Source organism: Psychrobacter sanguinis (genome assembly GCF_020736705.1).
Taxonomy (GTDB): Bacteria; Pseudomonadota; Gammaproteobacteria; order Pseudomonadales; family Moraxellaceae; genus Psychrobacter; species Psychrobacter sanguinis.
Genome location: NZ_CP085990.1, coordinates 2080434 through 2102083, shown reverse-complemented (window position 1 = coordinate 2102083; position 21650 = coordinate 2080434). Strand labels below are relative to the sequence as shown.

At 40.5% G+C, this 21650-nt stretch carries 16 protein-coding genes; 10 read left to right on the top strand and 6 right to left on the bottom strand.

Going from position 1 to position 21650, the window contains the following annotated elements; translation table 11 throughout:
* The first annotated feature begins 133 nt into the window (after positions 1-133).
* Together trpC and LK453_RS08890 are read left to right on the top strand one after the other, a co-directional pair.
* Positions 134-979, top strand: coding sequence for an indole-3-glycerol phosphate synthase TrpC (trpC, locus tag LK453_RS08895; protein WP_201538212.1), 846 nt, complete (start codon positions 134-136; stop codon positions 977-979).
* A 60-nt stretch (positions 980-1039) separates the two neighbouring features.
* Positions 1040-1771, top strand: a complete 732-nt coding sequence (locus LK453_RS08890) for a Smr/MutS family protein (protein ID WP_201541997.1) — start codon at positions 1040-1042, stop codon at positions 1769-1771.
* 83 nt (positions 1772-1854) lie between these two features.
* On the opposite strand, the gene LK453_RS08885 is transcribed toward LK453_RS08890, so the two are convergent.
* The gene (locus LK453_RS08885) at positions 1855-3573 is read right to left on the bottom strand and encodes a mechanosensitive ion channel family protein (protein ID WP_201538216.1); all 1719 of its coding nucleotides are present in this window, start codon (positions 3571-3573) and stop codon (positions 1855-1857) included.
* A 319-nt stretch (positions 3574-3892) separates the two neighbouring features.
* On the opposite strand from LK453_RS08885, the gene LK453_RS08880 reads away from it, so the two are divergent.
* The gene (locus tag LK453_RS08880) at positions 3893-5812 is read left to right on the top strand and encodes a TonB-dependent receptor plug domain-containing protein (RefSeq protein WP_201538218.1); all 1920 of its coding nucleotides are present in this window, start codon (positions 3893-3895) and stop codon (positions 5810-5812) included.
* A gap of 126 nt (positions 5813-5938) precedes the next feature.
* Positions 5939-7240, top strand: a complete 1302-nt coding sequence (locus LK453_RS08875) for an IS4 family transposase (protein ID WP_227945147.1) — start codon at positions 5939-5941, stop codon at positions 7238-7240.
* 101 nt (positions 7241-7341) lie between these two features.
* Here the strand turns inward: LK453_RS08875 and LK453_RS08870 are convergent, their stop codons facing one another.
* From LK453_RS08870 to hemW, 4 genes are all read right to left on the bottom strand, one after another.
* On the bottom strand, positions 7342-8028 hold the full coding sequence (locus LK453_RS08870; protein ID WP_201538314.1) for a TetR/AcrR family transcriptional regulator: 687 nt from the start codon (positions 8026-8028) through the stop codon (positions 7342-7344).
* Between the two features lie 378 nt (positions 8029-8406).
* Positions 8407-9435: an endonuclease/exonuclease/phosphatase family protein gene (locus tag LK453_RS08865; protein WP_201538316.1), complete on the bottom strand. Its 1029-nt coding sequence runs from the start codon at positions 9433-9435 to the stop codon at positions 8407-8409.
* A 185-nt stretch (positions 9436-9620) separates the two neighbouring features.
* A complete protein-coding gene (glpK, locus tag LK453_RS08860; protein WP_201538318.1) occupies positions 9621-11210 on the bottom strand; it encodes a glycerol kinase GlpK in 1590 nt (529 codons plus the stop codon).
* A gap of 125 nt (positions 11211-11335) precedes the next feature.
* Entirely contained in the window at positions 11336-12559 is a 1224-nt protein-coding gene (gene hemW / locus LK453_RS08855) for a radical SAM family heme chaperone HemW (RefSeq protein ID WP_201542099.1), read from the bottom strand.
* A 588-nt stretch (positions 12560-13147) separates the two neighbouring features.
* Between hemW and LK453_RS08850 the strand changes: the two genes are divergently transcribed.
* The 3 genes from LK453_RS08850 (at position 13148) to accC (ending at position 16465) form a co-directional block, all read left to right on the top strand.
* Complete coding sequence (locus LK453_RS08850) at positions 13148-14518, top strand: MATE family efflux transporter (RefSeq protein ID WP_201538322.1); 1371 nt, start codon at positions 13148-13150, stop codon at positions 14516-14518.
* 162 nt (positions 14519-14680) lie between these two features.
* Positions 14681-15100, top strand: a complete 420-nt coding sequence (gene accB / locus LK453_RS08845) for an acetyl-CoA carboxylase biotin carboxyl carrier protein (protein WP_007395280.1) — start codon at positions 14681-14683, stop codon at positions 15098-15100.
* A 15-nt stretch (positions 15101-15115) separates the two neighbouring features.
* A complete protein-coding gene (accC, locus tag LK453_RS08840) occupies positions 15116-16465 on the top strand; it encodes an acetyl-CoA carboxylase biotin carboxylase subunit (RefSeq protein WP_201529596.1) in 1350 nt (449 codons plus the stop codon).
* A 137-nt stretch (positions 16466-16602) separates the two neighbouring features.
* On the opposite strand, the gene LK453_RS08835 is transcribed toward accC, so the two are convergent.
* A complete protein-coding gene (locus LK453_RS08835) occupies positions 16603-17835 on the bottom strand; it encodes an argininosuccinate synthase (RefSeq protein WP_007395282.1) in 1233 nt (410 codons plus the stop codon).
* 569 nt (positions 17836-18404) lie between these two features.
* Here LK453_RS08835 and pyrC point away from each other — a divergent pair.
* The 3 genes from pyrC (at position 18405) to LK453_RS08820 (ending at position 21240) form a co-directional block, all read left to right on the top strand.
* Complete coding sequence (pyrC, locus tag LK453_RS08830) at positions 18405-19517, top strand: dihydroorotase (protein WP_007395283.1); 1113 nt, start codon at positions 18405-18407, stop codon at positions 19515-19517.
* A gap of 296 nt (positions 19518-19813) precedes the next feature.
* Positions 19814-20461 carry a ribonuclease T gene (rnt, locus tag LK453_RS08825; protein ID WP_044298457.1) on the top strand — a complete coding sequence of 216 codons (648 nt, stop codon included), beginning with the start codon at positions 19814-19816 and terminating at the stop codon, positions 20459-20461.
* Positions 20462-20538: 77 nt separating this feature from the next.
* Positions 20539-21240 carry an IS1 family transposase gene (locus LK453_RS08820; RefSeq protein WP_227953986.1) on the top strand — a complete coding sequence of 234 codons (702 nt, stop codon included), beginning with the start codon at positions 20539-20541 and terminating at the stop codon, positions 21238-21240.
* The last annotated feature ends 410 nt before the right edge of the window (positions 21241-21650 follow it).

Sequence of the window (21650 nt, the reverse complement as noted above, 5' to 3'; positions counted from 1 at the left end):
ACCGACTATTTATTCTTGACCTGAAACTGGATACTAACCTTAATGATGTTAGGCCAGAACTAATTACTGGCCTAAAACACTTTCATTATTGAGCAATTTCTCACTAAATTTAAGCATAACATAAGAGCAAATTATGACCCAAGATGCCATTCCTTCTATCCTAAAAAAAATTGTTCTCACCAAACAGTCAGAAGTTGCCGCAGCAAAGTTGAAAAAAGATTTAAACGATATTAAGGCGGAAGCCGAACGTTTGTGGCAACAAAAAACTGCGCCGCGTCGTGGCTTTGCAAAGGCCTTACTGTCTAAGCAAGAAGCGGGGCAGCCTGGGATTATTGCTGAGGTAAAAAAGGCGTCTCCTTCTAAAGGCATTATCTCTCATAATTTTGATCCAGCCGTGATTGCTAAACAATATGAGCAGGCGGGAGCAGCATGTTTGTCGGTACTTACTGATGAACAGTATTTCCAAGGCCACAACGACTATCTCCAACAAGCTAAGGCTGCTTGTCACTTACCCGTACTCCGTAAGGACTTCATGATTGATGCTTATCAAATCTATGAGTCTTACTTGATGGGTGCAGATTGTATTTTATTAATCGTAGCCTGCTTGGACGATAACGTATTGCATGAGCTGCATAAAGTGGCTTGTGACTTAGGCATGGATGTACTGATTGAAGTTCATACGCAGCAAGAGCTTGAACGTGCTTTGCAATTGCCTGAATCAGCGCACAATATCTATGGTATTAATAACCGAGACCTTAATACGTTTAATACCGACCTTGAGACTTCAATTAAACTCAAAGCGTATGTTGATAATCAGTCTACTCGCCCTCAGCTTTTAGTCACCGAAAGTGGCATTCATAGCACACAAGACATGCAGCTGATGCTAAACAATCAGATTAGTAGTTTTCTAATCGGTGAGCAGTTTATGAAAACAGATAACCCAGGAGAAACGTTAGCAAGCTTGCTAAACTCTCTATAAGTCCTGATAGACTTTCTATTTTAACTTTTCTAAATTCATTAAATTTAAGCGGTAATTTATATGTCAAAATCTCTATTTTCAAAAGAAATGCAAGACCAACTTAAAGAGCTTAAGGGCGAATTAAGCAAAGGCCGTGCGACCTCTCCAAGTGATCCTGAGAATGAAAAACCCACGGATCCCGTTACTCTACCCACCAAAAAGCAAGTTGAGAAAACGGTTAAACAACTTGGCAGTGAGCATGTTGATGACGATAAAGTTTTGTTCTTACAAGCGATGTCTGGAGTTCAACCGATTAAAGACAACAATACTTTGTCTGATGTGTCTAAACCAAAAGCCACTAAGCCTGATGCCGCGACGTTATCTAAACGTGCCGCAGCTCAAGGTGCTGATACAGAAATACTGGGAGCAGGCTTGTCAGACATGCAAGCTTTACTAAACCCTGTAAGTGGTGAATCCTACCTTATCTATAAGACACCAACTCTACAAAACAAAGTATTCACTCAACTTAAGCAAGGCAAACTGCGTTGGTACGATGCAGTAGACATTCATGGGGCGACCATTGATGAGGCACGTGATGCCGTCACTACTCTAATCACTCAAGCCCGCAGTAAAAATGAAACTGTGGTTAAAATCGTACATGGCAAAGGCTCAGATGCTGTGTTAAAAACTTGTGTCAATGGCTGGTTACGTCAATTACCTGAAGTCTTAGGCTTCTGCTCTGCCCCTCCAAAAGACGGTGGCAATGGTGCAGTATTGGTGCTATTGAAGAAAAATAAATCAGATGACCAGTAGTTTTTCAAATCGTTTTCTATGAAAAAAGCCACTATTTATAACAATAGTGGCTTTTTTATTTAATCTGTCTATTTGGTCACAGCCTACGAATCACTGTCTTTAGTAGTGTCTATTACCGATACCATCTTTTCTTTGGCCGTTGATTTATCTTCATCAGGGGACTCTAAAATCATTCTTTGCGTGGCTAGAGCATGTTCAACAGGATGCTTCTCGATTTCTTTCAAAATATCTATCAACAGCTGGGTTTGCTTATCATAGAACTCATCTGCTCCTGAGGCATAGATATAAGCACGAAATTCTATGACCATAGAATCTTGGCGTAGCTCAGATATTCTGACTTGTGTCCATTCAGAGTTAGTTAATTCATGATTTACCACAAATTCTTCCATCTCTTTCAAGAAATTCTCTAATGTAGTCGCATCCACATGACGCTTTATATAGATGTTATGCAAAAAGTGGAACATATCGCGTGAGGCAAAGTTCTCAATGGACATCGAAGAAAACTCACCATTTGGGACAGTGACAATGGTTCTATTCAAAGTTCGTAATCGGGTTGAACGAATACCAATGTCAACGACTGTACCTTCTAAATCACCAAACTTACAATAGTCTCCCACTCGTACGGGCTGATCTGCAACCACGACCACACTACCCACCAAGTTTTCGATCATTTTCTGTGCACCTAGGGCTAATGCCAAACCACCCACACCCAGTGCCGCAATACCAGTGGTTAAATCAAACCCTAAATTACCGAAGATGAAAATAGAGGCCAAGATCAGCAGTAGCGTCTTAATAATCTTATGCAGTAGACTTAAAATCGAAACGCGTTCAGTTTGATTTTTCTTATAGCTTTGACGTTCTGCCCGACTGAAGATAGCATCAACAACTCTCAATAATAGCCACGTTGATGCAAACCAGCCCACAATATCTTTAATACGGTTAACAGGCTCCCTTACCGTCACCGAAACCCCTGCATAGACCATGACTTCATATAAAATTAATGAGGTCATTACTAATGCCAATGGAAGTACAAATTTAAGATCCAACGGTAGAGGCTTGTTACGCACCTTGGGATAGTAAATTCTTAAGATAAAATAAAGCACCGCAAAGAAGACATAAGAGGCGGCAACACAAATTAATGCCAATAAAAATACTGCAAAGATGTCTGCTAAGTTGTAACCGCCGATCATCTTATCTTGTAGCGGCTTTAGAGTATATTTATCGATAAGTGACGGTGTGGCCGAAATATCGGAGTTTCTAATATCTTGCAATGTTTCGCTAGAGACCTGCCAATACTGACCGCCTTGCTCGCCTTCTTTTCGTACCAAAATAATATCAATGACTTGATCAGGCGCAGTAATCGTCCCTACTTTCTCAAGCGTTGGCGGCAGTTGATCCGCTAAGTTACCTGAAGGGGTATTGTCGATTTGTAGCTCGGCATCCAGTCGTCCTCCGATATCCAGCGCTAACTTAAGCTGACGCACAGACTCAACAGAGTTCTCTCCTGCGTTTAAGCTTAAGTAATTTGCTGCCAAAGACGCATTATTCTCAGCCAGTGCTTTAATAAACCCTTGCACAGTACTTCTTGGCGTTTGCCGTCCAAAAGGATCGACTAACTCTTCATTATTTCCCTGTGATGCAGAATTGGTTAAGGCTGACTGCTCATCTGCAGCTTGACCCTTAGTCGTAAAGGTTAATAATAACGCTAGAACCAATCCAAACATTATTCTCACTAGGATTTGCGAACCATTGGTTTTTTCGTTGCCGTGAGATTGAGAAGGATTAAAATTATAAAAGGACATTTTTAACAGCCTAATGCTTGGGTATTAAAGGGTTTGGTTTGAAATTTTGAAAATTATATAAAACTGGAAGCCTTAATTTTAGCACGCGTGTCATGGCTAACAAGGTGTAAAACTTATGAAAGTCATAACTCAGGCGAACTATAACAAGTTAAAAGCTTCTATTTTGTCTAGCTTTGTTATGAAAACACCTTAGAACTGAGAATTATTAAGCAAAACATGAGGAAAATTCGTCTATTTGTTGTTTAATTTTCAAAAATATAAGGGATAATAGCCCCATTATTTCTTAAATGTTATTTTTCTTTACTGACTAGGTTAGAACATGACTACTACTTATAGCACGTTGTATAAAAGCCTCATTCAAGCTTCTCTAAATAAGTCTCATCTTAACAAAAGCGCTTTGGCTTTAGCGGCCTTGACTTTGGCCTGCCTGCCTGCCGTAGCGGCTGAAAATGACTTATCTGTACAATCTGATATTCCGGTTGCTATCTTTCCAAAGATGACAGTTACTGCAACGCGTACGCCAACAGCTGTGAATAACACTATTGCTCAAACCCGTATTATTGATAGTGAAGACTTAAAACGCTATCAGGGCCAGACAGCTCTAGATGTTATTAAGAATCAACCCGGTTTTAGCTACTACTCAAATGGTGGTACAGGCTCTGTTAGTAATTTTTATGTGCGTGGGTATGATAATAAAAGCATTCTAGTACTGATTGATGGCATACGTTACAGCTCTTTGAGCGCTGGTGGTGCTGCTTTAGGTTTGTTGCCTGCGGATCAAATCGATCGTATCGAAGTTTTATACGGTGCTTCAGGTTCTAGTATTTATGGTGCTGATGCTGTAGGTGGTGTGATTCAAATCTTTACCAAAGGTGCAAATGTGGATGAGAGTAGCTTCTCGGTAACCGCAGGAGCAGGATCAAACGACCAATATCAATATGGAGCGACCGCTCAATTCCGCAATGATCAGGGAACTAGCTTGAGTCTATCTGCAAGCCATAATAAAACCAATGGTATTAATGCTACATTACCAAACCCAAGCGATTCTTTTTCACCTTACAATAGAGATAAAGATGGTTTTGAAAGTGATAACTATAGCTTATCTGCTAGTCAACAACTCAACCCGAATTTGAAGGTTGGCTTAAGTGGTTTATATAGTGAATCAAAAGTTGATTTTGATAATGGTTCTATAGAAGCATATACAGACCAAAAAAATGGTGCTGCACAAGTTTATGCAGACTGGAAATATAATATAGACTCTTCGTTAAAGTTAAGCTACGGTCAGTCTATGGATAAAGGCAAAACCACCAGTGCTAATCCAAGTATTTATGACACTAAACAACAGCAAGTTAACCTCGTTGGTAGTCACAGCTTATCTAAAGGTCAGCTAATTTATGGTGCCGAGCACCTAAAGCAAGAGCTTGATTCTGATAAATACAAAGCTGACGACCGCAAAGTGACTAGTGGCTTTTTAGGCTACATCGTATCTGAAGGCGATTATGATGCTCAAGCCAACGTACGTTATGACGATTACTCAGATTTTGATAGTGAAACCACATATAGTTTAGGTGCTGCGTATCGTTTCACTCCAGAATTACGTGCTGGGGTGAACTACGCTAAAGGCTATCGTGTGCCTACTTTTAACGATTTATACGATGGAGGTGCTGGTAATCCAGATTTAAAGCCCGAAACCAGTGATAACTATGAAGCTTTTTTAGAGTATGCCAATTCAACTCAGTCGACTCGCTTAACTGGCTATCATAATGAAATCGAAGATATGATTGATTATAATAGCAAGGATAATTGGCGCAAAGGAAATATTGCTAAAGCAAAAATCGAAGGCTTAACTTTAACTTCAGATTGGATTATAGACGACTACTTGTTTGGTCTAAGTTATGACTATCAAAAAGCCAAAGATGATAGTGGCGAATTCAATGATGGTAAATATTTACCTATTCGTCCAAAACATAAAGGTCTGGTTTATGTCGGTTATCAGTTCACTGGATTAGACTTACGTGCAGAATATCAGTATGTTGGTGACTACTATAACTTTGTTGGTCATAGCGGTGAGATTGATAGCTACAACTTAGTAAATATTAGTGGTAATTATCAGTTAACTCCTAACTTATCTATGACTGCTCGTCTAAATAACGTGTTTAATGAAAAATATGAGACCTCAGAGTATTACAATACCGACGGCACCAACTTCCTAACCTCTTTAACCTACACCTGGAAATAAACTGATAGTAGCAATTCATTGTCTTATTAAAAAACCACCCTTTTGGGTTAATGCCAGTCAGTTAAGGCAAAAACTCAATAAAAGTAATAAAATAGCCTATCTAATAAGTAGATGGGCTATTTTACTATGAGACTACAAGACGCTATTAATGAGACGCATAAAAGGATTCCAGACACCCTAGAACAATTTAGTGAATTAATAGACCCTGAGTGGATACAGCAGGCTTTAGAATATACGGGCAAAGCGAGCATTAGAAGACGTAAGCTACCTGCCGAACACGTTGTTTGGATAGTCATCGGCACAGCTTTATATCGTAACCGTTCAATTTGGTATATCACAGAGCAAATGCGGCTTAATATAGACTCACAGGCCTGCGTACCCAGCGCTGTGGTACAAGCAAGACAACGCCTCGGGCATGAGCCTCTAAAGCAGCTATTTCATCAACTAAGTGCTCACTACCAAACAGAATCACGAGCCCAGCAGCAAGACTTCATGGGACTTAGCGTCCAAGCTGTAGATGGCGTCGTATACTCACTCCCATCCACTGATGAGAACCTTCAGCACTTTAGCTCAAGCAAAGGCAGAACTAAAGAGGCGCCCTATCCCCAAATGCGTTCGGTATGTCTGATCAATACTGACACGCATGAGATCATTGACACAACCCTTGCAGATATGGGTCAAGGAGAGATCACCTTAGCCCGTCAGCTAAATGTTCAAGACAACAGCATTACGCTCTTTGATAGAGCCTATTTCTCAGCAGACCTACTTATCAGTTGGCAACAAGCCCATCCAAACAGTCACTGGCTCATGCGGGCTAAAGATAATCTGCGTTACACTGTGATTGAAACCTTTAGTGAAGGGGACTACTTAATACAAATGCCCGTCTCTCCTCAGGCACAAAAGAAAAATCCAAACCTACCCGATACTTGGCAAGCTCGATTAATTGAGTGTCGTTATGAGGGTAAGACAAGACGATACATCACCTCTTTAATAGATGATAAACGCTTTACTAAGGATAAAGTGGCACAGCTTTACTTGCAGCGCTGGGAGATCGAGATGGCGTATCGAGAGATTAACTCTGATTTACAGCAGGGGCTGTTGTTAAGAAGTAAGCTGCCACAGCTTGTGTTACAAGAGTTCTGGGGGCTTATGATTGCTTATAATCTGATAAGACGTTTGATGCGCTATATGGTCCTTAGAGCTAAGGTTAGCCCTCTACGAATTAGCTTCCATATGGCGTCTATTACGATTGTTGATCTGTTACGGTTTGCGCCTTTACAGGCTGCAGGACTCTTCCCTAAGTTGTTAGATGCACTTTTAGAGGAAGGAAAATTGTTTGTTATTCCTGAACGCAGAAAGCGATCTTGCCCGAGGGTGGTTAAGGGTAAGCCACAAAAATATCCCAAAAAAAATACCAGTCAGCCTTAACTGACTGGCATTACCCTTTTGGGTGGTTTTTATGGTTTGGCTTAAATTTTAACAATAAAAAAGACCTAACGGAGTAAGTCTTCCTTGATCAGCTAAAATCATTACTTAAGAGGTAGATACTCAGGTAAATAACAGCGTAAATAAGCAATCGCTGCCGTTATCGCCTCTTCACCCATGTCTTCAGTAATCTCATTATGCTGCTTAAATGACAAAGCAAATATACTATGTGTCATGGTATAGACAATGAGAAACTTTTCTTCAATATCGTTAAAACTTACCATATTATAGTGAGCAGATAATTTACCAACAATCATACTCACCATATTAGTGTCTACTCGATCTTCGTAATCACTGCCATCAAAGTCTGGCGTATTTGAGCCATACATTAACTTGTTTTTAGTAATATCTGTATTAAAAAGTTTGACCGATTTTCTTAATATGTCAGCCACATAATCTTGCCAACGCTCAAAACTAGACACTTCAATTTTCTCCAATATTTGAACCGTGTCCATATAATTCAAGAAACGCAATGCTAAGAAAATAGACTCTACATTTGGGAAAAAATGATACGCTGAAGCTCTGGGAATACCCGCCTCTTCACACACATCTGCTAGGCTAATATCTTCAATATTATGTTTTTCACTAAGTCTTCTAGCCGCCATTAGCAGTTTCTGACGACGTACTCTACCCTGCTTGCTGGTATGTTTAAACTTATTAGGCACAATGTTTTTTGCTAATTCAGAGTCAACTAAGACATCATTTATTAGGTGATTGCAACCTTCTATCATAAACAGCCTCTCGATTAGTAGTAGCTAGGAAGGCCTAAACTCTATTGTTCTATAGTTTATTCTAACACCATTTTCTATTTGTGGTTATTTAGTTGACGCTAAAAAGAGGCGCTTTAGTATAACTAGGTACCACAAAAAGAACTTTACATTTATTGATGTTGAGTTAAATCCTTGGCCTAACATTAAAGGAATATTTAACTTAACATAAAGAAACAAAATTAGATACTATTGTGTCTAGTAATATATAAACCTATATGAAATCTTTAACCCCTCTATTTTAAATAATGCAAATTAAATCCTATATAACGTTATTAGCAATAATTTCAAAGGAAGTTATTTTTTAGAGAATGGCTATATAAATTATTATTTTATAAAGAATTATTTTAATTTAATTTTAGCTCGCACAATACCATGATCCGAGTATCTATCTTCATAGTCATGCTTGAGATGGTCATTAAAATAATCGACGCGCTCAACCTCTCCCAGTGAAAATTTACCATCTACCAAAAACTCTTCTGATACAAACAATTGGTCGATTACCTCAGGCATGCCTTGATACAAATGCGTATAAGCGACATCCTTCATCCATCCATAACTGGTCTGCACTCGAGCCGCATCAAACAAGGCCACATCTCTCATGGCTTTGTCATAAATAACCTCACTGGTTTCAGCCAATAGTTGGGTAGTTACACTGTCAGTAACGTCATTCATATCGCCCAACAAAATTAATGGATGACGGGTATTATGCAGTATATCTATCATAAATAAACGCAATGCAGCCGCTTCTGCTGCCCGCATGCACAGACTTCTCAGCTTAGCACGTACCCTCAATAATGGATCATCGTAGTCCTCTAAGCGGTTGCCCTGCTCATCACGGAGATAGTGAGGGCGCTTACTTTTCAAATGTGCAGTAATAACGGTGATAGGCTGTCCGTATACTTCTATAGTGGCTACCAATGGCGGACGATTAAAGCGTTTGTAAAGGCCCACGTCTGGGACATCTATTACTGCCAAATCTGGAAAGTCAGTCAGTAGCTGCCACTCCAAAACTTTATGCTTTGAAATAATACCTAGCGCTGGCGTGTCTTGCGCTCCTCGACCTGCGGTTAAAGCACTAGATGGATCATTGCTGGCCACAGGTGCCAATACTTGTGAAGGCTCAAAGCCTAGTTTCACCGCTAAATCTTGCAATGCTTTTTCATCCCACACTTCCTGAAAAGCATAAATATCTGCTTTGGCATTTTTTAATAAATCATATAAGCCGGTCAGTTTTTTTTGATACTGATGGTCAGTATAAGGCTGCATATTTGCATAATAACTACGGTTAGGCAGGGCAAAATTTAGCAAATTACTGGTGGCTATATAAAAAATTTTATCCATCTTAGAAGCAGGATTACTTTGTTCCATGTCAACGGTCCTTTATTTTTTTAATTATCGATTTTTTAATTATCGGATTTATATGATAAATACCCAATCTGATCTTATTATTTTGGCATTATAAGGGCGAATTCACTATTAGCAGTTGATTACTAATTGTTGGTTATTGGTTTTTTTGCTTTATTTATCACATTAAAATCATAAGCTTACTGCTCTTACTGCAAGGTCTTACCAATGGCTTGATGCCATTTATGCAAATGCTGTTCACGTTCATCTGCGCTCATAGTAGGCTCAAAACACTTGTCTAAATCCCAACTGTCATCAATGGCAGATTCATCATACAAACCTGAGGTAATACCAGCCAATAGTGCAGCACCTTTAGCAGTAACTTCGGTATCTTTGGGTCTTAAAACAGGAACACCTAGCATATCGGCTTGAAACTGCATCAATAAATCATTGTTGGCAGCACCCCCATCCACTCTAAGTTCAGTCAAGGGACTTGGACTGTCCTTTTGCATGGCAGTGAGCACATCATAAGTTTGAAAGGCGATAGATTCTAAAGCAGCACGGGCAATATGGGCCTTAGTGCTGCCTCGAGTCATGCCTGAAAGACTGGCCGTAATGTCTGAACGCCAGTAAGGGGCACCTAATCCGGTAAAGGCGGGAACCAATACCACCTGCTCACTACTATCCACTTCTTTGGCGAGGTCTTCGATATCTTGTGACTTATTAAACAGCCCCATATTGTCACGTAACCATTGCACAATAGCGCCCGCCATAAACACACTACCTTCAAGTGCATAGGTTACTTCACGCTTAGCAGGCGTTAGCATGCGTTGACCTGACTTCACCAACTTTGATAATGAAGTGTGCTCACTTACTCCCGCAATTAACTGAGCATTGGGACTGCGGCGCTGCCAACCCACTGTGCTAAGTAATTGATGTTGGCTAAGTTGTACCTCACTACCGATATTCATTAGCATAAAGCAGCCTGTGCCATACGTATTCTTTGCCATACCGGTAGAGACACAGCCTTGACCAAATAATGCCGCTTGCTGATCCCCAAGTACAGCTTGTATGTGAATTTGTTTGGCAAACAGTCCTTTTTTGGTCTTCCCAAAATCCCCATCAGAGGGCAATACTTTAGGCAACATTTGCTTGCAGAGATCAAACTTATTTAAGAGATCATCTGACCACTCCAACTTATTAATGTCATACATCAAGGTACGTGATGCATTGGTGACATCTATTACATGCTCCCCGCCGGTTAACTTAAACATCAACCAACTGTCGACCGTGCCCACTGCCACTTCGCCACGCTGAGCTCTGTCTTTAAGGTTAGGATGATTTTCCATCAACCATACAATTTTGCTGGCACTAAAATAAGGATCTAGGCGCAGTCCAGTAATGGCCTGTACATGATGTTCCATGCTCATGTCTGACCCTTTTACTTTTTGCTGACGTAGCTTTTGGCACCAGTCATCAGAACGTCTGTCCTGCCAGATAATGGCAGGTGCTAATGGTCTTCCGGTTCGTTTGTCCCATACCACAATGGTTTCACGTTGATTGGTAATGGCTAGGCTAGTTATGTCCGTCGCTAACAAGCCTGCCTGGTTAATGGCATCATGAGCACAGCTAATTTGAGTATGCCAAATTTGCATGGCATCTTGCTCAACATAGCCGGCCTTCGGAGTCGATAAGGTCGTCGGCTTTTGAGATATCTGTATCGCCCGAGCTCTCTCATCATAAATGATGGCACGGCTTGAAGTGGTGCCTTGATCCAATGCTAAAATATAACCTGCCATGATAGGGTCTCTCCGATGATACAAATATGATAATTAGAAATAGAACATGAGTATAAAAATAAGATATGAAGATAAAAGCCAGTCAGCAAGATAAAAATATAGTGCTTATGCTTAAGGCCACGTTATTATAAAAAAGCTTGCACAACTTGGTTAAGATAACGCTGTCCCAATACGGTGGGCTGGATAAATTCTTCATTGTCTACCAATAGCCCCTGCTGTTGTAAACGTTTAATAATCGGCATAATCTGCTCAGTAGCCAATCCCGTCCTTACTGAATATAAAGACAAAGGTACCCCAGAGGATAAGCGTAACGCATTCATCATAAACTCGCCACTAAGGTCCTCAGTAGCAATCGCAGAAAAGCCTACCATCTTCGGAAAGCCTTGATAACTCATATAATCTTTAGGCAAACGGGTCTTACTAAAACGGTAAATACCGCTGTTAAATCCTGGGTAGCTGCTGTCATCGGCTAACGTTATTTTGCCATGCGCGCCAGCACCAATGGCTAAGTAGTCGCCAAACTGCCAATAGTTCACATTATGACGGCAGGGTATATCCTGGGCACCAACCCAAGCTGAGACTTCATAATTTTGATAGCCAAGCTGGGTTAATAACGCACTGCCTTGCTCTTCTATATCCGCTAAATCATTGTCATCAGGTAGCACTGGGGTATTTCTGTAAAACACAGTATTCGGCTCGATGGTCAGTTGATACCAAGAAATATGGGTCGCCCCAGCATGATGTGCTTGCTCAATATCAGTTAAAGCTTCGGCCAGGTTTTGATTTGGTAAGCCATGCATCAGATCAATATTGACCCGTTTAAATCCTGCTTTTTTGGCCGCTTGGGTTGCGAGCTGTGCTTGATTGGCGTTATGAATACGTCCTAATGCTTTAAGCTTGCTATCAGAGAAACTCTGAACACCCATCGATAATCGATTAATACCTACCTTTAAGTACTCTTCAAAAGGCGCATGCTCTAAAGTACCAGGATTGGCTTCCATGGTAACTTCTAAATCCTTAGCCAATGGCAATACCGACTTAAGGTGACTAAATAAACGCTGATACTGCTCAATCGGTAATAACGATGGGGTACCACCGCCGATAAATATTGACGTAATTTCGCGCCCTTGTATCAAGGACAACTGTGAGTCTATGTCTTTGATCAACGCATCAACATAAACGGTAAAGTGATCATCTGCTATTGTAGTACCGGTTTGAGTAAGGCTTTGACTGTCATTATTTGGTAGTGTGTGTGAGTTAAAGTCACAATAGGGGCATTTTTTAACACACCAAGGGATATGGATATAGAGTGCTAATGGGATTTGCGAAACATTTATTAATAATGACATAAAGATAAGGTCTTATACTCGTTGGCAGATAGTGTTATAGTCACGCTTTTATTTTAATTAAAGCACTTTGACTGTCATTTTGAAGGTATTAATATAAAATTGACCACATTGGTTTAAAAAACTGGCTCAAATAAGCTTTTAAGATAGAAGCAGTACAATTTATCAATCTGCTTATTATACGTGCTCAATAAAGAGATAGTAGAGCATTTGAATGGGTATATTGATAATAGTGCCTAGTCCTATTATTAAGATTCCATATAGCCCGGTATTTATAACAAAAACTCTATAACGTGTGAATAATGCACTGACAGCATGACACCGACCCTAACCTGCCCTCTGGCAGGTTATTTATTTATATTATGCGAAGAAATTTATACGACGCGAAGCGTAAATAATATGGAAACAAGTTTTTATGACGGGAAAAAACAGTACGTTAAAAATAGGACTGACAAAATAAAAAGCTTTTTAAGCTTTTTTAAGACAGACAGTAAGACAGCTCTTTAACCTTATTTTTTAAGACCGTTCTTTAATAACAGTTTTTAAAAGTCATATGGCTCTCATTTAAATCCTAATTTCAGAAGTTTGCTTATGTTGCCTAATTTATCCTTTTCTGAATTTAAACAGCACAGTTTGCGCTTGGGCACTCTAGTCCTACCTATCTTAATCACTCAGTTCTGCCAAGCAGCTTTAGGTGTGGTCGATGCTATTATGGCGGGTGGGGTCTCTGCACTAGACTTAGCGGCGGTGTCTATTGGCTCTGGGATTTGGCTACCACTATTTTTATTGGCAACCGGTACGCTGATTGCAACTACGCCATTAATTGGGGAACAAATAGGTCAAAAAACGCCCCATCATGTGCCTCATATTACCCAGCAATCTTTGTGGGCGGCTATACTGATTGGTATCATTGGCTTACTAGTGGTGTCTTTAACGCCCAACCTTTTAGGTGTTATGGGTGTACCTGCGGATATTCAGCCTAAAGCAGCGCAGTATCTAAGATTTGTCGCTTGGGGCTTCCCTGCCATTGCCTGTTATGCAGTATTGCGTAGTTATTGCGAGGCGCTTGGACGACCAGAGCCAGTAACCGTAATTAGCCTGATTGGTTTATTTGTGAATATCCCCATTAACTATATCTTTATTCATGGGTTATTTGGCTTACCGGAATTGGGCGGCGCAGGCTGCGGCTTGGCAACCGCTTGTGTGTTGTGGATAAACGTAATTTTATTGTCAATTTATCTGGTTAAATCTAAACACCAGAAGTTTGATGAAACCCGTTTCTTTTATAACTTTGCCAAACCAGACCGTAAGCAAATTGGCAAATTATTTCGCTTAGGCGTACCCATTGGCGTGTCGATTTTTTTTGAGGCCAGTTTATTTAGTTTGGCATCGATTGTTATTAGCCCCTTGGGTGCCATTGCCGTTGCTTCGCATCAGGTAGCCATGGCCGTCACCTCTCAGCTATTTATGATTCCTATGTCAGTCGCAATGGCACTGACTATTATGGTATCTAACCGCTACGGTGAAAAGAACTGGTTAGCATTACAACAGGTACAGCGTACAGGGCTTATTTGGACCGTCTGTATTGCTTTATGTAGTATGTTAGGTATCTGGATGTTTAGAGAAAACTTAGCAAATGCCTTTACTGACAACCCTGCAGTTAAAGCTCAAGCTATGTTTTTACTGTTGTTTGCAATTGCCTATCAACTGGTAGATGGCTGGCAGGTAAATATTGCTGGCATATTGAGAGGTATGCAGGACACGCAAGTACCCATGTGGATTACCTTATTCTGCTATTGGCTAGTTGCGCTACCTTTAGGCACTTATTTGGTCCGTTTTACCGATACCGGAGCAAAAGGCTTTTGGATTGCTTTGGTTACCGGATTAACGCTTTCTTCAGTATTATTGACCGTACGTCTCATACATCGCCAACGCCAAGTATTGGACATAAAGCCCAGATAATTAGACTGAACTGAACCGTGTTATACAAAATTTAGCATCTTGTTAAGATATATTAGTGCTAAATCCAATATAGAAACTTAAATACATCATTTGTGACTCATCAGACGCGACAAAATTTGTTACAATATACGCAATATTATAAGAACATCTGTAGGCAACCGTATGGACATTGAAAAAATTCGTACGCTCATTGAGCTAATGGAAGAAAAAGACCTGGTCAATTTAGAGGTCAAAACGGGGGAAGATAGTGTCAGTTTAACTCGACATTACCATACCCCTATGCCCTCTATGATGGCTGCTAGCCCTACTTATATTAACGAGCCAAGTTCTGAGGCCGTACATTTAGGTAGTTTGGAAACATCACCTATGGTGGGTGTTTTTTATGCGGCGCCTAGTCCAAATGATCCCCCATTTGTGACACCTGGTCAGAAAGTTCAGGCGGGCGATACGCTTGGTATTATCGAAGCCATGAAAATCATGAACCCACTTGAGGCAACTCAAAGTGGTATTATCGATGCTATTTTGGTAGAAAATGGCGATGTGATACAGTTTGGCCAACCCGTAATCCGTTATAGAAGCTAAGGCATAGGCACCTAGATGATTAAAAAACTGCTTATCGCCAACCGTGGCGAAATTGCTCTACGCATCGTGCGTGCCTGCAAGCAGCTGGGCATTAAGACGGTTGGTGTTTACTCTACTGCCGATGAAGACCTCATGCATCTTCGTTTTGTGGACGAGGCAATTTGTATTGGCAAACCCAATGCGAGCCAAAGCTACCTCAATACTGGCGCAATTATTACTGCCGCTGAGATTACTGGTAGCGATGCCATTCATCCAGGCTATGGCTTCTTAGCTGAAAATGCTGAGTTTGCCGAAAATATCGAAGAAGCAGGCATCACCTTTGTGGGTCCCCACCCCGACCATATTCGCTTAATGGGTAATAAAGTATCTGCCATCAATGCTATGAAGCAAGCAGGCGTGCCTACGGTACCAGGTTCAGTGGGTACGGTCACTTTACATAATGCCGAAGAGCAAGCTAAGAACATTGGTTTTCCTTTGTTAATTAAAGCCGCCGCCGGTGGTGGTGGCCGCGGTATGCGTATCGTTGAGCGCTTTGATCAGCTTAATGAGCAGGTACAAGCCGCCAAGCAAGAAGCAGAACTTTGGTTTGGTGATGATAGCGTCTATATGGAGCGTTACCTGCAAAATCCACGCCACATTGAAGTACAGATATTAGGCGATGGTAATGGCAATGCGATTCATTTATATGACCGCGACTGCTCTTTACAGCGCCGCCATCAAAAGGTTTTAGAAGAAGCCCCTGCCCCAGATATTCCTGATGACATTCGCGAACCTATACTACAAGCCTGTGTTAAAGCCTGTGAAGATATTGGCTATCGCGGAGCGGGTACGTTTGAATTCTTGTTTGAAGATGGTGAATTCTTCTTTATCGAAATGAACACCCGTGTTCAAGTTGAGCATCCTATTACTGAAATGGTAACAGGCATTGATGTGGTGGTAGAACAATTAAGAATCGCCGCAGGTTATGGTCTGTCTTATCGTCAAAACGAAATTCATGTACACGGTCATGCTATTGAATGTCGTATTAATGCTGAAGACCCTAAGACCTTTGCTCCGTCTCCTGGTAAGATTACACAGTACTTCAGCCCTAGTGGCTGTGGGGTTCGCTTCGACTCTCATCTCTATCCAGGCTATGAGATTCCTTCTTACTACGATTCATTGATTGGTAAATTGATTTGTCATGGTCAAACCCGTGAACAAGCTATTGCTAAGACTTTACAAGCATTAGATGAGCTCATTATAGAAGGGATTAAAACCAACATCCCTCTGCATCGTGATCTTATCTTAAAGGACCCAGCTTTTGCCTCACAGGCACAAAACATTCATTATCTTGAAAAATGCTTGCTTAACCCTGTTAAAGAGTAAATGCTAACAGAGCCAGACCTATTTTTATTATTACTCTCAATATTTGTACTTAATCAATCGTTAAAAATTAATGCATAAAAAAAGCAGAAGTGATTCACTTCTGCTTTTTTGTTTATAGCTTAGCTTTTATCAAATACTTATGATAAATCACGGCCTTTGCTGGCTTCGATTGATAAACGTAAGCCGTTTAGACGGATAAATCCTTCCGCATCTTTTTGATCGTAAGCACCCGCATCATCTTCAAAAGTTGCAATCTTCTGATCAAATAAAGAGTTAGGTGATTTACGGCCTACAACACTGACGTTACCTTTGTATAGTTTAACGCGTACCGTACCGCTAACGTATTCTTGAGATTTGTCGATTAATGCTTGTAGCATTTGACGCTCTGGGCTGAACCAGTAACCGTTATAGATGATTTTTGCGTAACGTGGCATTAATTCATCTTTCAAATGAGCCGCTTCACGGTCTAGAGTTAGTGATTCTATACCACGGTGCGCTTTTAACATAATCGTGCCTGCTGGTGTCTCGTAGCAGCCACGTGACTTCATACCAACATAACGGTTTTCAACGATGTCTAAACGACCAATACCATGCTTGCCACCTAGCTCATTTAGCTTAATCATGACTTGGTAAGGCTCTAGTTTCTCACCATTTACCGCAACGATGTCGCCCTTTTCATATTCTAATTCGATATATTCTGGAGTGTCTGGTGCCTCTTCTGGGCTAACAGACCAACGCCACATATCATCTTCAGCTTCAGCATAAGGGTCTTCTAAGATATCACCCTCATAAGAGATGTGAAGTAAGTTGGCATCCATAGAATAAGGTGATTTCTTTTTATTCGCTGAGAAGTCGATAGGAATATTATGCTCTTCGGCATATTTCATTAGACTTTCGCGGCTTGATAAATCCCATTCACGCCAAGGTGCAATAGTTTTGACATCAGGAGCCAGTGCGGTAGCGCCTAATTCAAATCTAACCTGATCGTTACCTTTACCAGTAGCGCCATGGCTAATCGCATCTGCATTGTGTTCTTTGGCAATTTCTACCAAACGCTTGGCAATTAAAGGACGAGCGATAGAAGTACCTAGTAGATACTCACCTTCATAAATAGCATTGGCACGGAACATTGGGAAAACATAATCACGAGCAAATTCTGCACGTAAGTCTTCGATATGGATGTGTTTGATACCCATTGCTTCTGCTTTAGCACGGGCAGGCTCAACCTCTTCACCCTGACCAATATCTGCTGTGAAAGTAATTACTTCAGCGTCATAAGTATCTTGTAACCATTTGGCAATAATTGAGGTATCAAGACCGCCTGAGTATGCCAAAACGATTTTATTGATTTTATCTTTTTCTATCGACATAGTGCATCCTTTATCGAGTGAATGTGAACTAAGAGAAATTATACTGTTACGCGTGGGCATTAAATAATTTGAGTATTGGGTAAAATTAGTTGAGTTTTCTGCCAAGGCATTTCACTATATTCTTACTTAAAGAATTATCTAAAAAATTACCTAAAAATGAGTGCTCACCCGTTATTTATATGTCTATAAATAAATGCACTCATTCAATTTCAGTTTACACTATTTAGAGGCGCAACTAAAGCTAAGCAAAGGCTTATTCCTGCTTTTAATATGTCTCTATCTATCGAACAGTGCCAGTTTTTGATTATAAATATGTTGCGCTAAAGTAGGCTGATAGCCGAATTTATTAGCAAAACCTGTTATCATTAGAGTCCTATTTACTCATTCATTTTTTAACTAACATCGCTTTTATATCGTTTTATAAGGTTATCTTCATTACCGATTTAATCGCGTTAAGATTTAAACTAGTATCTTTAAAACCTATTTAGAACTTACTTAAAGTTTAGATGAATAGCGTTAACACCCAGACTCGACTAATATCAATATATTAATAACAATGGCTTCTAGTTATGACTTCTACACCTTCTTTAACTTCAGAAACTAATGACAACCAGGCTGCGCCAAGACAAATTATCTTACCGCGCCCAGACGACTGGCACATCCACTTGCGTGATGGCGATTCTCTAAAAACCACTGTGGCTCATGCCGCACAAAGTTTTAATCGTGCCATCTGCATGCCAAACTTAGTCCCCCCTGTCAAAACCGCTAAAGAGGCTCAGGCTTACCTTGAGCGTATTCTTGACGCCTTACAACAGGCGGATATTGAAGATAAATATAAACAGTCTTTTGATCCTCGAATGACGTTATATTTAACCGATACCACCACAGTAGCGGATATTCAGCAAGCAGCGGAATCGGGTGTGGTTCAAGCGGTTAAACTATACCCGGCAGGCGCCACGACCAATTCAGCAGATGGCGTTACCAATCTAAGTGGTCGTAACGATGTATTTGAGGCGATGCAAAAATACGGTATCCCCCTATTGATTCATGGTGAAGCTACCGATTCACACGTTGATATCTTCGACCGAGAAAAGCAGTTTATTGACACCACTCTAAATAGCCTTGTTATTCAATTTCCTGAGCTAAAAATTGTGGTGGAGCATATTACGACAGGTGATGCTGCAGACTTCGTTTTATCACAGAATGAGCACGTAGCAGCCACTATTACCCCGCAACATCTTTTGTTTAACCGTAATCATTTGCTTGTGGGCGGGGTCAAACCTCATTTTTACTGCTTACCTATTTTGAAACGTCAGCAGCATCAGCAGGTACTGCTTGATGTGGCTACCAGTGGCAACCCTAAATTCTTCTTGGGAACAGATTCTGCCCCTCATGCGACCCAAGCTAAAGAAAATGCTTGTGGCTGCGCGGGGTGCTATTCAGCGTCTATTGCACTACCTTTATACGCCACTGCATTTGACAGCGTTGGCAAGATAGATCGCTTAGAAGGCTTTGCTAGCCGCTTTGGGGCTCAGTTTTATGGTTTACCAGTTAACGAAAGTAGTATTACTTTAGTAAATGAACCAATGCAAGTGCCTTCAAGCTATCCATATATGAACGATCAAAGCTTAACCCCATTAATGGCGGGTGAAACCTTGCCTTGGTCTATTAAATCCAATTAATGGACGCTAACGCTTAAATTGACTGATTTAGCAGTTTAATAATTAATTGGCTTATTGGCCTAGTAATTTAATGTCGTTTTACTGACCTTAAGACTAGGCCCACTTCTTATTTTATATCTATAATGCGATTTTGATTTATGACTCAATCTAATATAACTGACGACGAATACCAAAACGGCAACAGTAGCGAGCCTCGAGTGTGTACTAACACCTCGTCTAATGAAAGTAGCTCTGATGTCACCGCTGTTGATCAAAACACGAATGGTAATGGCTTTGCCCAACAACCTGTATTGAAAATGGTGGATCGTTTTCGTAAGTTTCTACCGGTGGTAGTCGATGTGGAAACTGCAGGCTTTGATGCGAAGACCGATGCTTTATTGGAGCTTGCTTGTATCCCCATCATTATGGACGAGCAAGGTAAATTTATTCCAGGTGAGGCTTTGAATGCGCATCTCAATCCATTTGAAGGTGCAAACCTTGAGCAGCGAGCATTGGACTTTACCGGTATTGATCCTAATAATCCAATGCGAAAAGCAATTGCAGAAGAAGAGCAGCCTGCGTTACGTCGTATTTTCAAAGAGCTAAAAGCAGTACGCAAAGAAAACGACTGCCTAAAATGCATATTAGTGGGTCATAATGCCCATTTTGATTTGTCCTTTCTGAATGCGGCGATTGAACGCACCAATAGCAAAAATCACAACCCGTTTCATCAGTTTTCAGTATTAGACACCGTTACCCTCTCTGCCCTTGCTTTTGGTCAAACTGTCTTGGCAAGAGCGTGTAAAGCCGCAGGTATCGAGTTTAGTGGGACAGAAGCACATTCTGCACTTTACGATACCCAAAAGACTGCGGAACTGTTTTGTCATATCTTAAACAGTTACCCGATGCTTACCAATGCCCTACTTGAAGATAACACAGCTAATGAGAAATCTGGAGTAGAGTGAAAGAGGTAAAGCACTTAGGTGGTGGTTCAAAAAGTAGGCTGAAAAAAAACAGGCTGAGAAATTGATAAAATAGTGAAATGCAAATCACACTATACATCAAATGCCCAGCCTGTCTAAGTGACAGTATAAAGAAAAATGGCTTCAAAAGCTATGGTAAACAAAACTATAAATGCAAAGACTGCAAACGGCAGTTTATTGGCGACCATGCCTTAACGTACCAAGGCTGTCACTCCCAAAAAGATAGCAAAATACGCCATCTTATGGTTCGAGGCAGTGGCATAAAAGACATCGCTTGCGTTGAGAGAATCAGCAAAGGCAAAGTACTGGCCACCCTAAAAAAGTGTCACTACCAAATAACCCCCAAGCAAAGGCAATACGACTGTCTTGAAGTCGATGAGCTTTGGACATTCGTAGGCAAGAAGACCAACAAACAATGGCTAATTTATGCCTATCACCGTGACACAGGTGAAATTGTTGCCTATGTGTGGGGAAAACGAGACCTTAACACTGTCAAAAAGCTTAAAGCTAAACTGCAAGCCTTAGGCGTAAGTTGTGCTAGAATCGCTAGTGATACCTGGGATAGCTTTGTTACCGGTTTTAAGGGCTTTACCCAAGTCATTGGCAAGTTTTTCACGGTCGGTATTGAAGGTAATAATTGCACTATCAGACATCGAGTAAGGCGAGCATTTAGGCGAAGTTGTAACTTTTCTAAAAAGCTGGAAAATCACTTTAAAGCCTTTGATTTAGCTTTCTTTTACATCAATCATGGATATGTCTAATGTCAGCCTACTTTTTGAACCACCACCAAGCACTTATAGTCAATAAAGATAGTCAATAAAGAAAACTCTACATAGCCATATTACAACTTAATCCACTACCTAAAGTTAGGTTATAACTATATAAACGTATAGTAGTGATAGATATATAGAAGTATCTCATATCGATTAGTAGCTTTTATTTTAATGGACTATATTTTTGATTAACTGTTTTTTATGACAGTTAAAATATTAATAGCCTTGGAAATCACATAGGCTTGTTCTCTAAGGAGAAACTCATGGAATCTACTAATATGATTTGGGGAGTTATAGTTGGCTATATACTTTTTGCCTGTGCGATTAGCATGATAACTAGTCTATGGATTAGGTATCATTTAAAACGAGCAGTTATGTATCCCCACTGTTTACTGAGT

What these genes read in the sequence shown, in the direction of transcription:
- trpC (WP_201538212.1), top strand. Translation starts at nt 134, where the DNA reads ATGACCCAAGATGCCATTCCTTCTATCCTAAAAAAAATTGTTCTCACC.
- LK453_RS08890 (WP_201541997.1), top strand. Translation starts at nt 1,040, where the DNA reads ATGTCAAAATCTCTATTTTCAAAAGAAATGCAAGACCAACTTAAAGAG.
- LK453_RS08885 (WP_201538216.1), bottom strand. Translation starts at nt 3,573, where the DNA reads ATGTCCTTTTATAATTTTAATCCTTCTCAATCTCACGGCAACGAAAAA.
- LK453_RS08880 (WP_201538218.1), top strand. Translation starts at nt 3,893, where the DNA reads ATGACTACTACTTATAGCACGTTGTATAAAAGCCTCATTCAAGCTTCT.
- LK453_RS08875 (WP_227945147.1), top strand. Translation starts at nt 5,939, where the DNA reads ATGAGACTACAAGACGCTATTAATGAGACGCATAAAAGGATTCCAGAC.
- LK453_RS08870 (WP_201538314.1), bottom strand. Translation starts at nt 8,028, where the DNA reads ATGATAGAAGGTTGCAATCACCTAATAAATGATGTCTTAGTTGACTCT.
- LK453_RS08865 (WP_201538316.1), bottom strand. Translation starts at nt 9,435, where the DNA reads ATGGAACAAAGTAATCCTGCTTCTAAGATGGATAAAATTTTTTATATA.
- glpK (WP_201538318.1), bottom strand. Translation starts at nt 11,210, where the DNA reads ATGGCAGGTTATATTTTAGCATTGGATCAAGGCACCACTTCAAGCCGT.
- hemW (WP_201542099.1), bottom strand. Translation starts at nt 12,559, where the DNA reads ATGTCATTATTAATAAATGTTTCGCAAATCCCATTAGCACTCTATATC.
- LK453_RS08850 (WP_201538322.1), top strand. Translation starts at nt 13,148, where the DNA reads ATGTTGCCTAATTTATCCTTTTCTGAATTTAAACAGCACAGTTTGCGC.
- accB (WP_007395280.1), top strand. Translation starts at nt 14,681, where the DNA reads ATGGACATTGAAAAAATTCGTACGCTCATTGAGCTAATGGAAGAAAAA.
- accC (WP_201529596.1), top strand. Translation starts at nt 15,116, where the DNA reads ATGATTAAAAAACTGCTTATCGCCAACCGTGGCGAAATTGCTCTACGC.
- LK453_RS08835 (WP_007395282.1), bottom strand. Translation starts at nt 17,835, where the DNA reads ATGTCGATAGAAAAAGATAAAATCAATAAAATCGTTTTGGCATACTCA.
- pyrC (WP_007395283.1), top strand. Translation starts at nt 18,405, where the DNA reads ATGACTTCTACACCTTCTTTAACTTCAGAAACTAATGACAACCAGGCT.
- rnt (WP_044298457.1), top strand. Translation starts at nt 19,814, where the DNA reads ATGGTGGATCGTTTTCGTAAGTTTCTACCGGTGGTAGTCGATGTGGAA.
- LK453_RS08820 (WP_227953986.1), top strand. Translation starts at nt 20,539, where the DNA reads ATGCAAATCACACTATACATCAAATGCCCAGCCTGTCTAAGTGACAGT.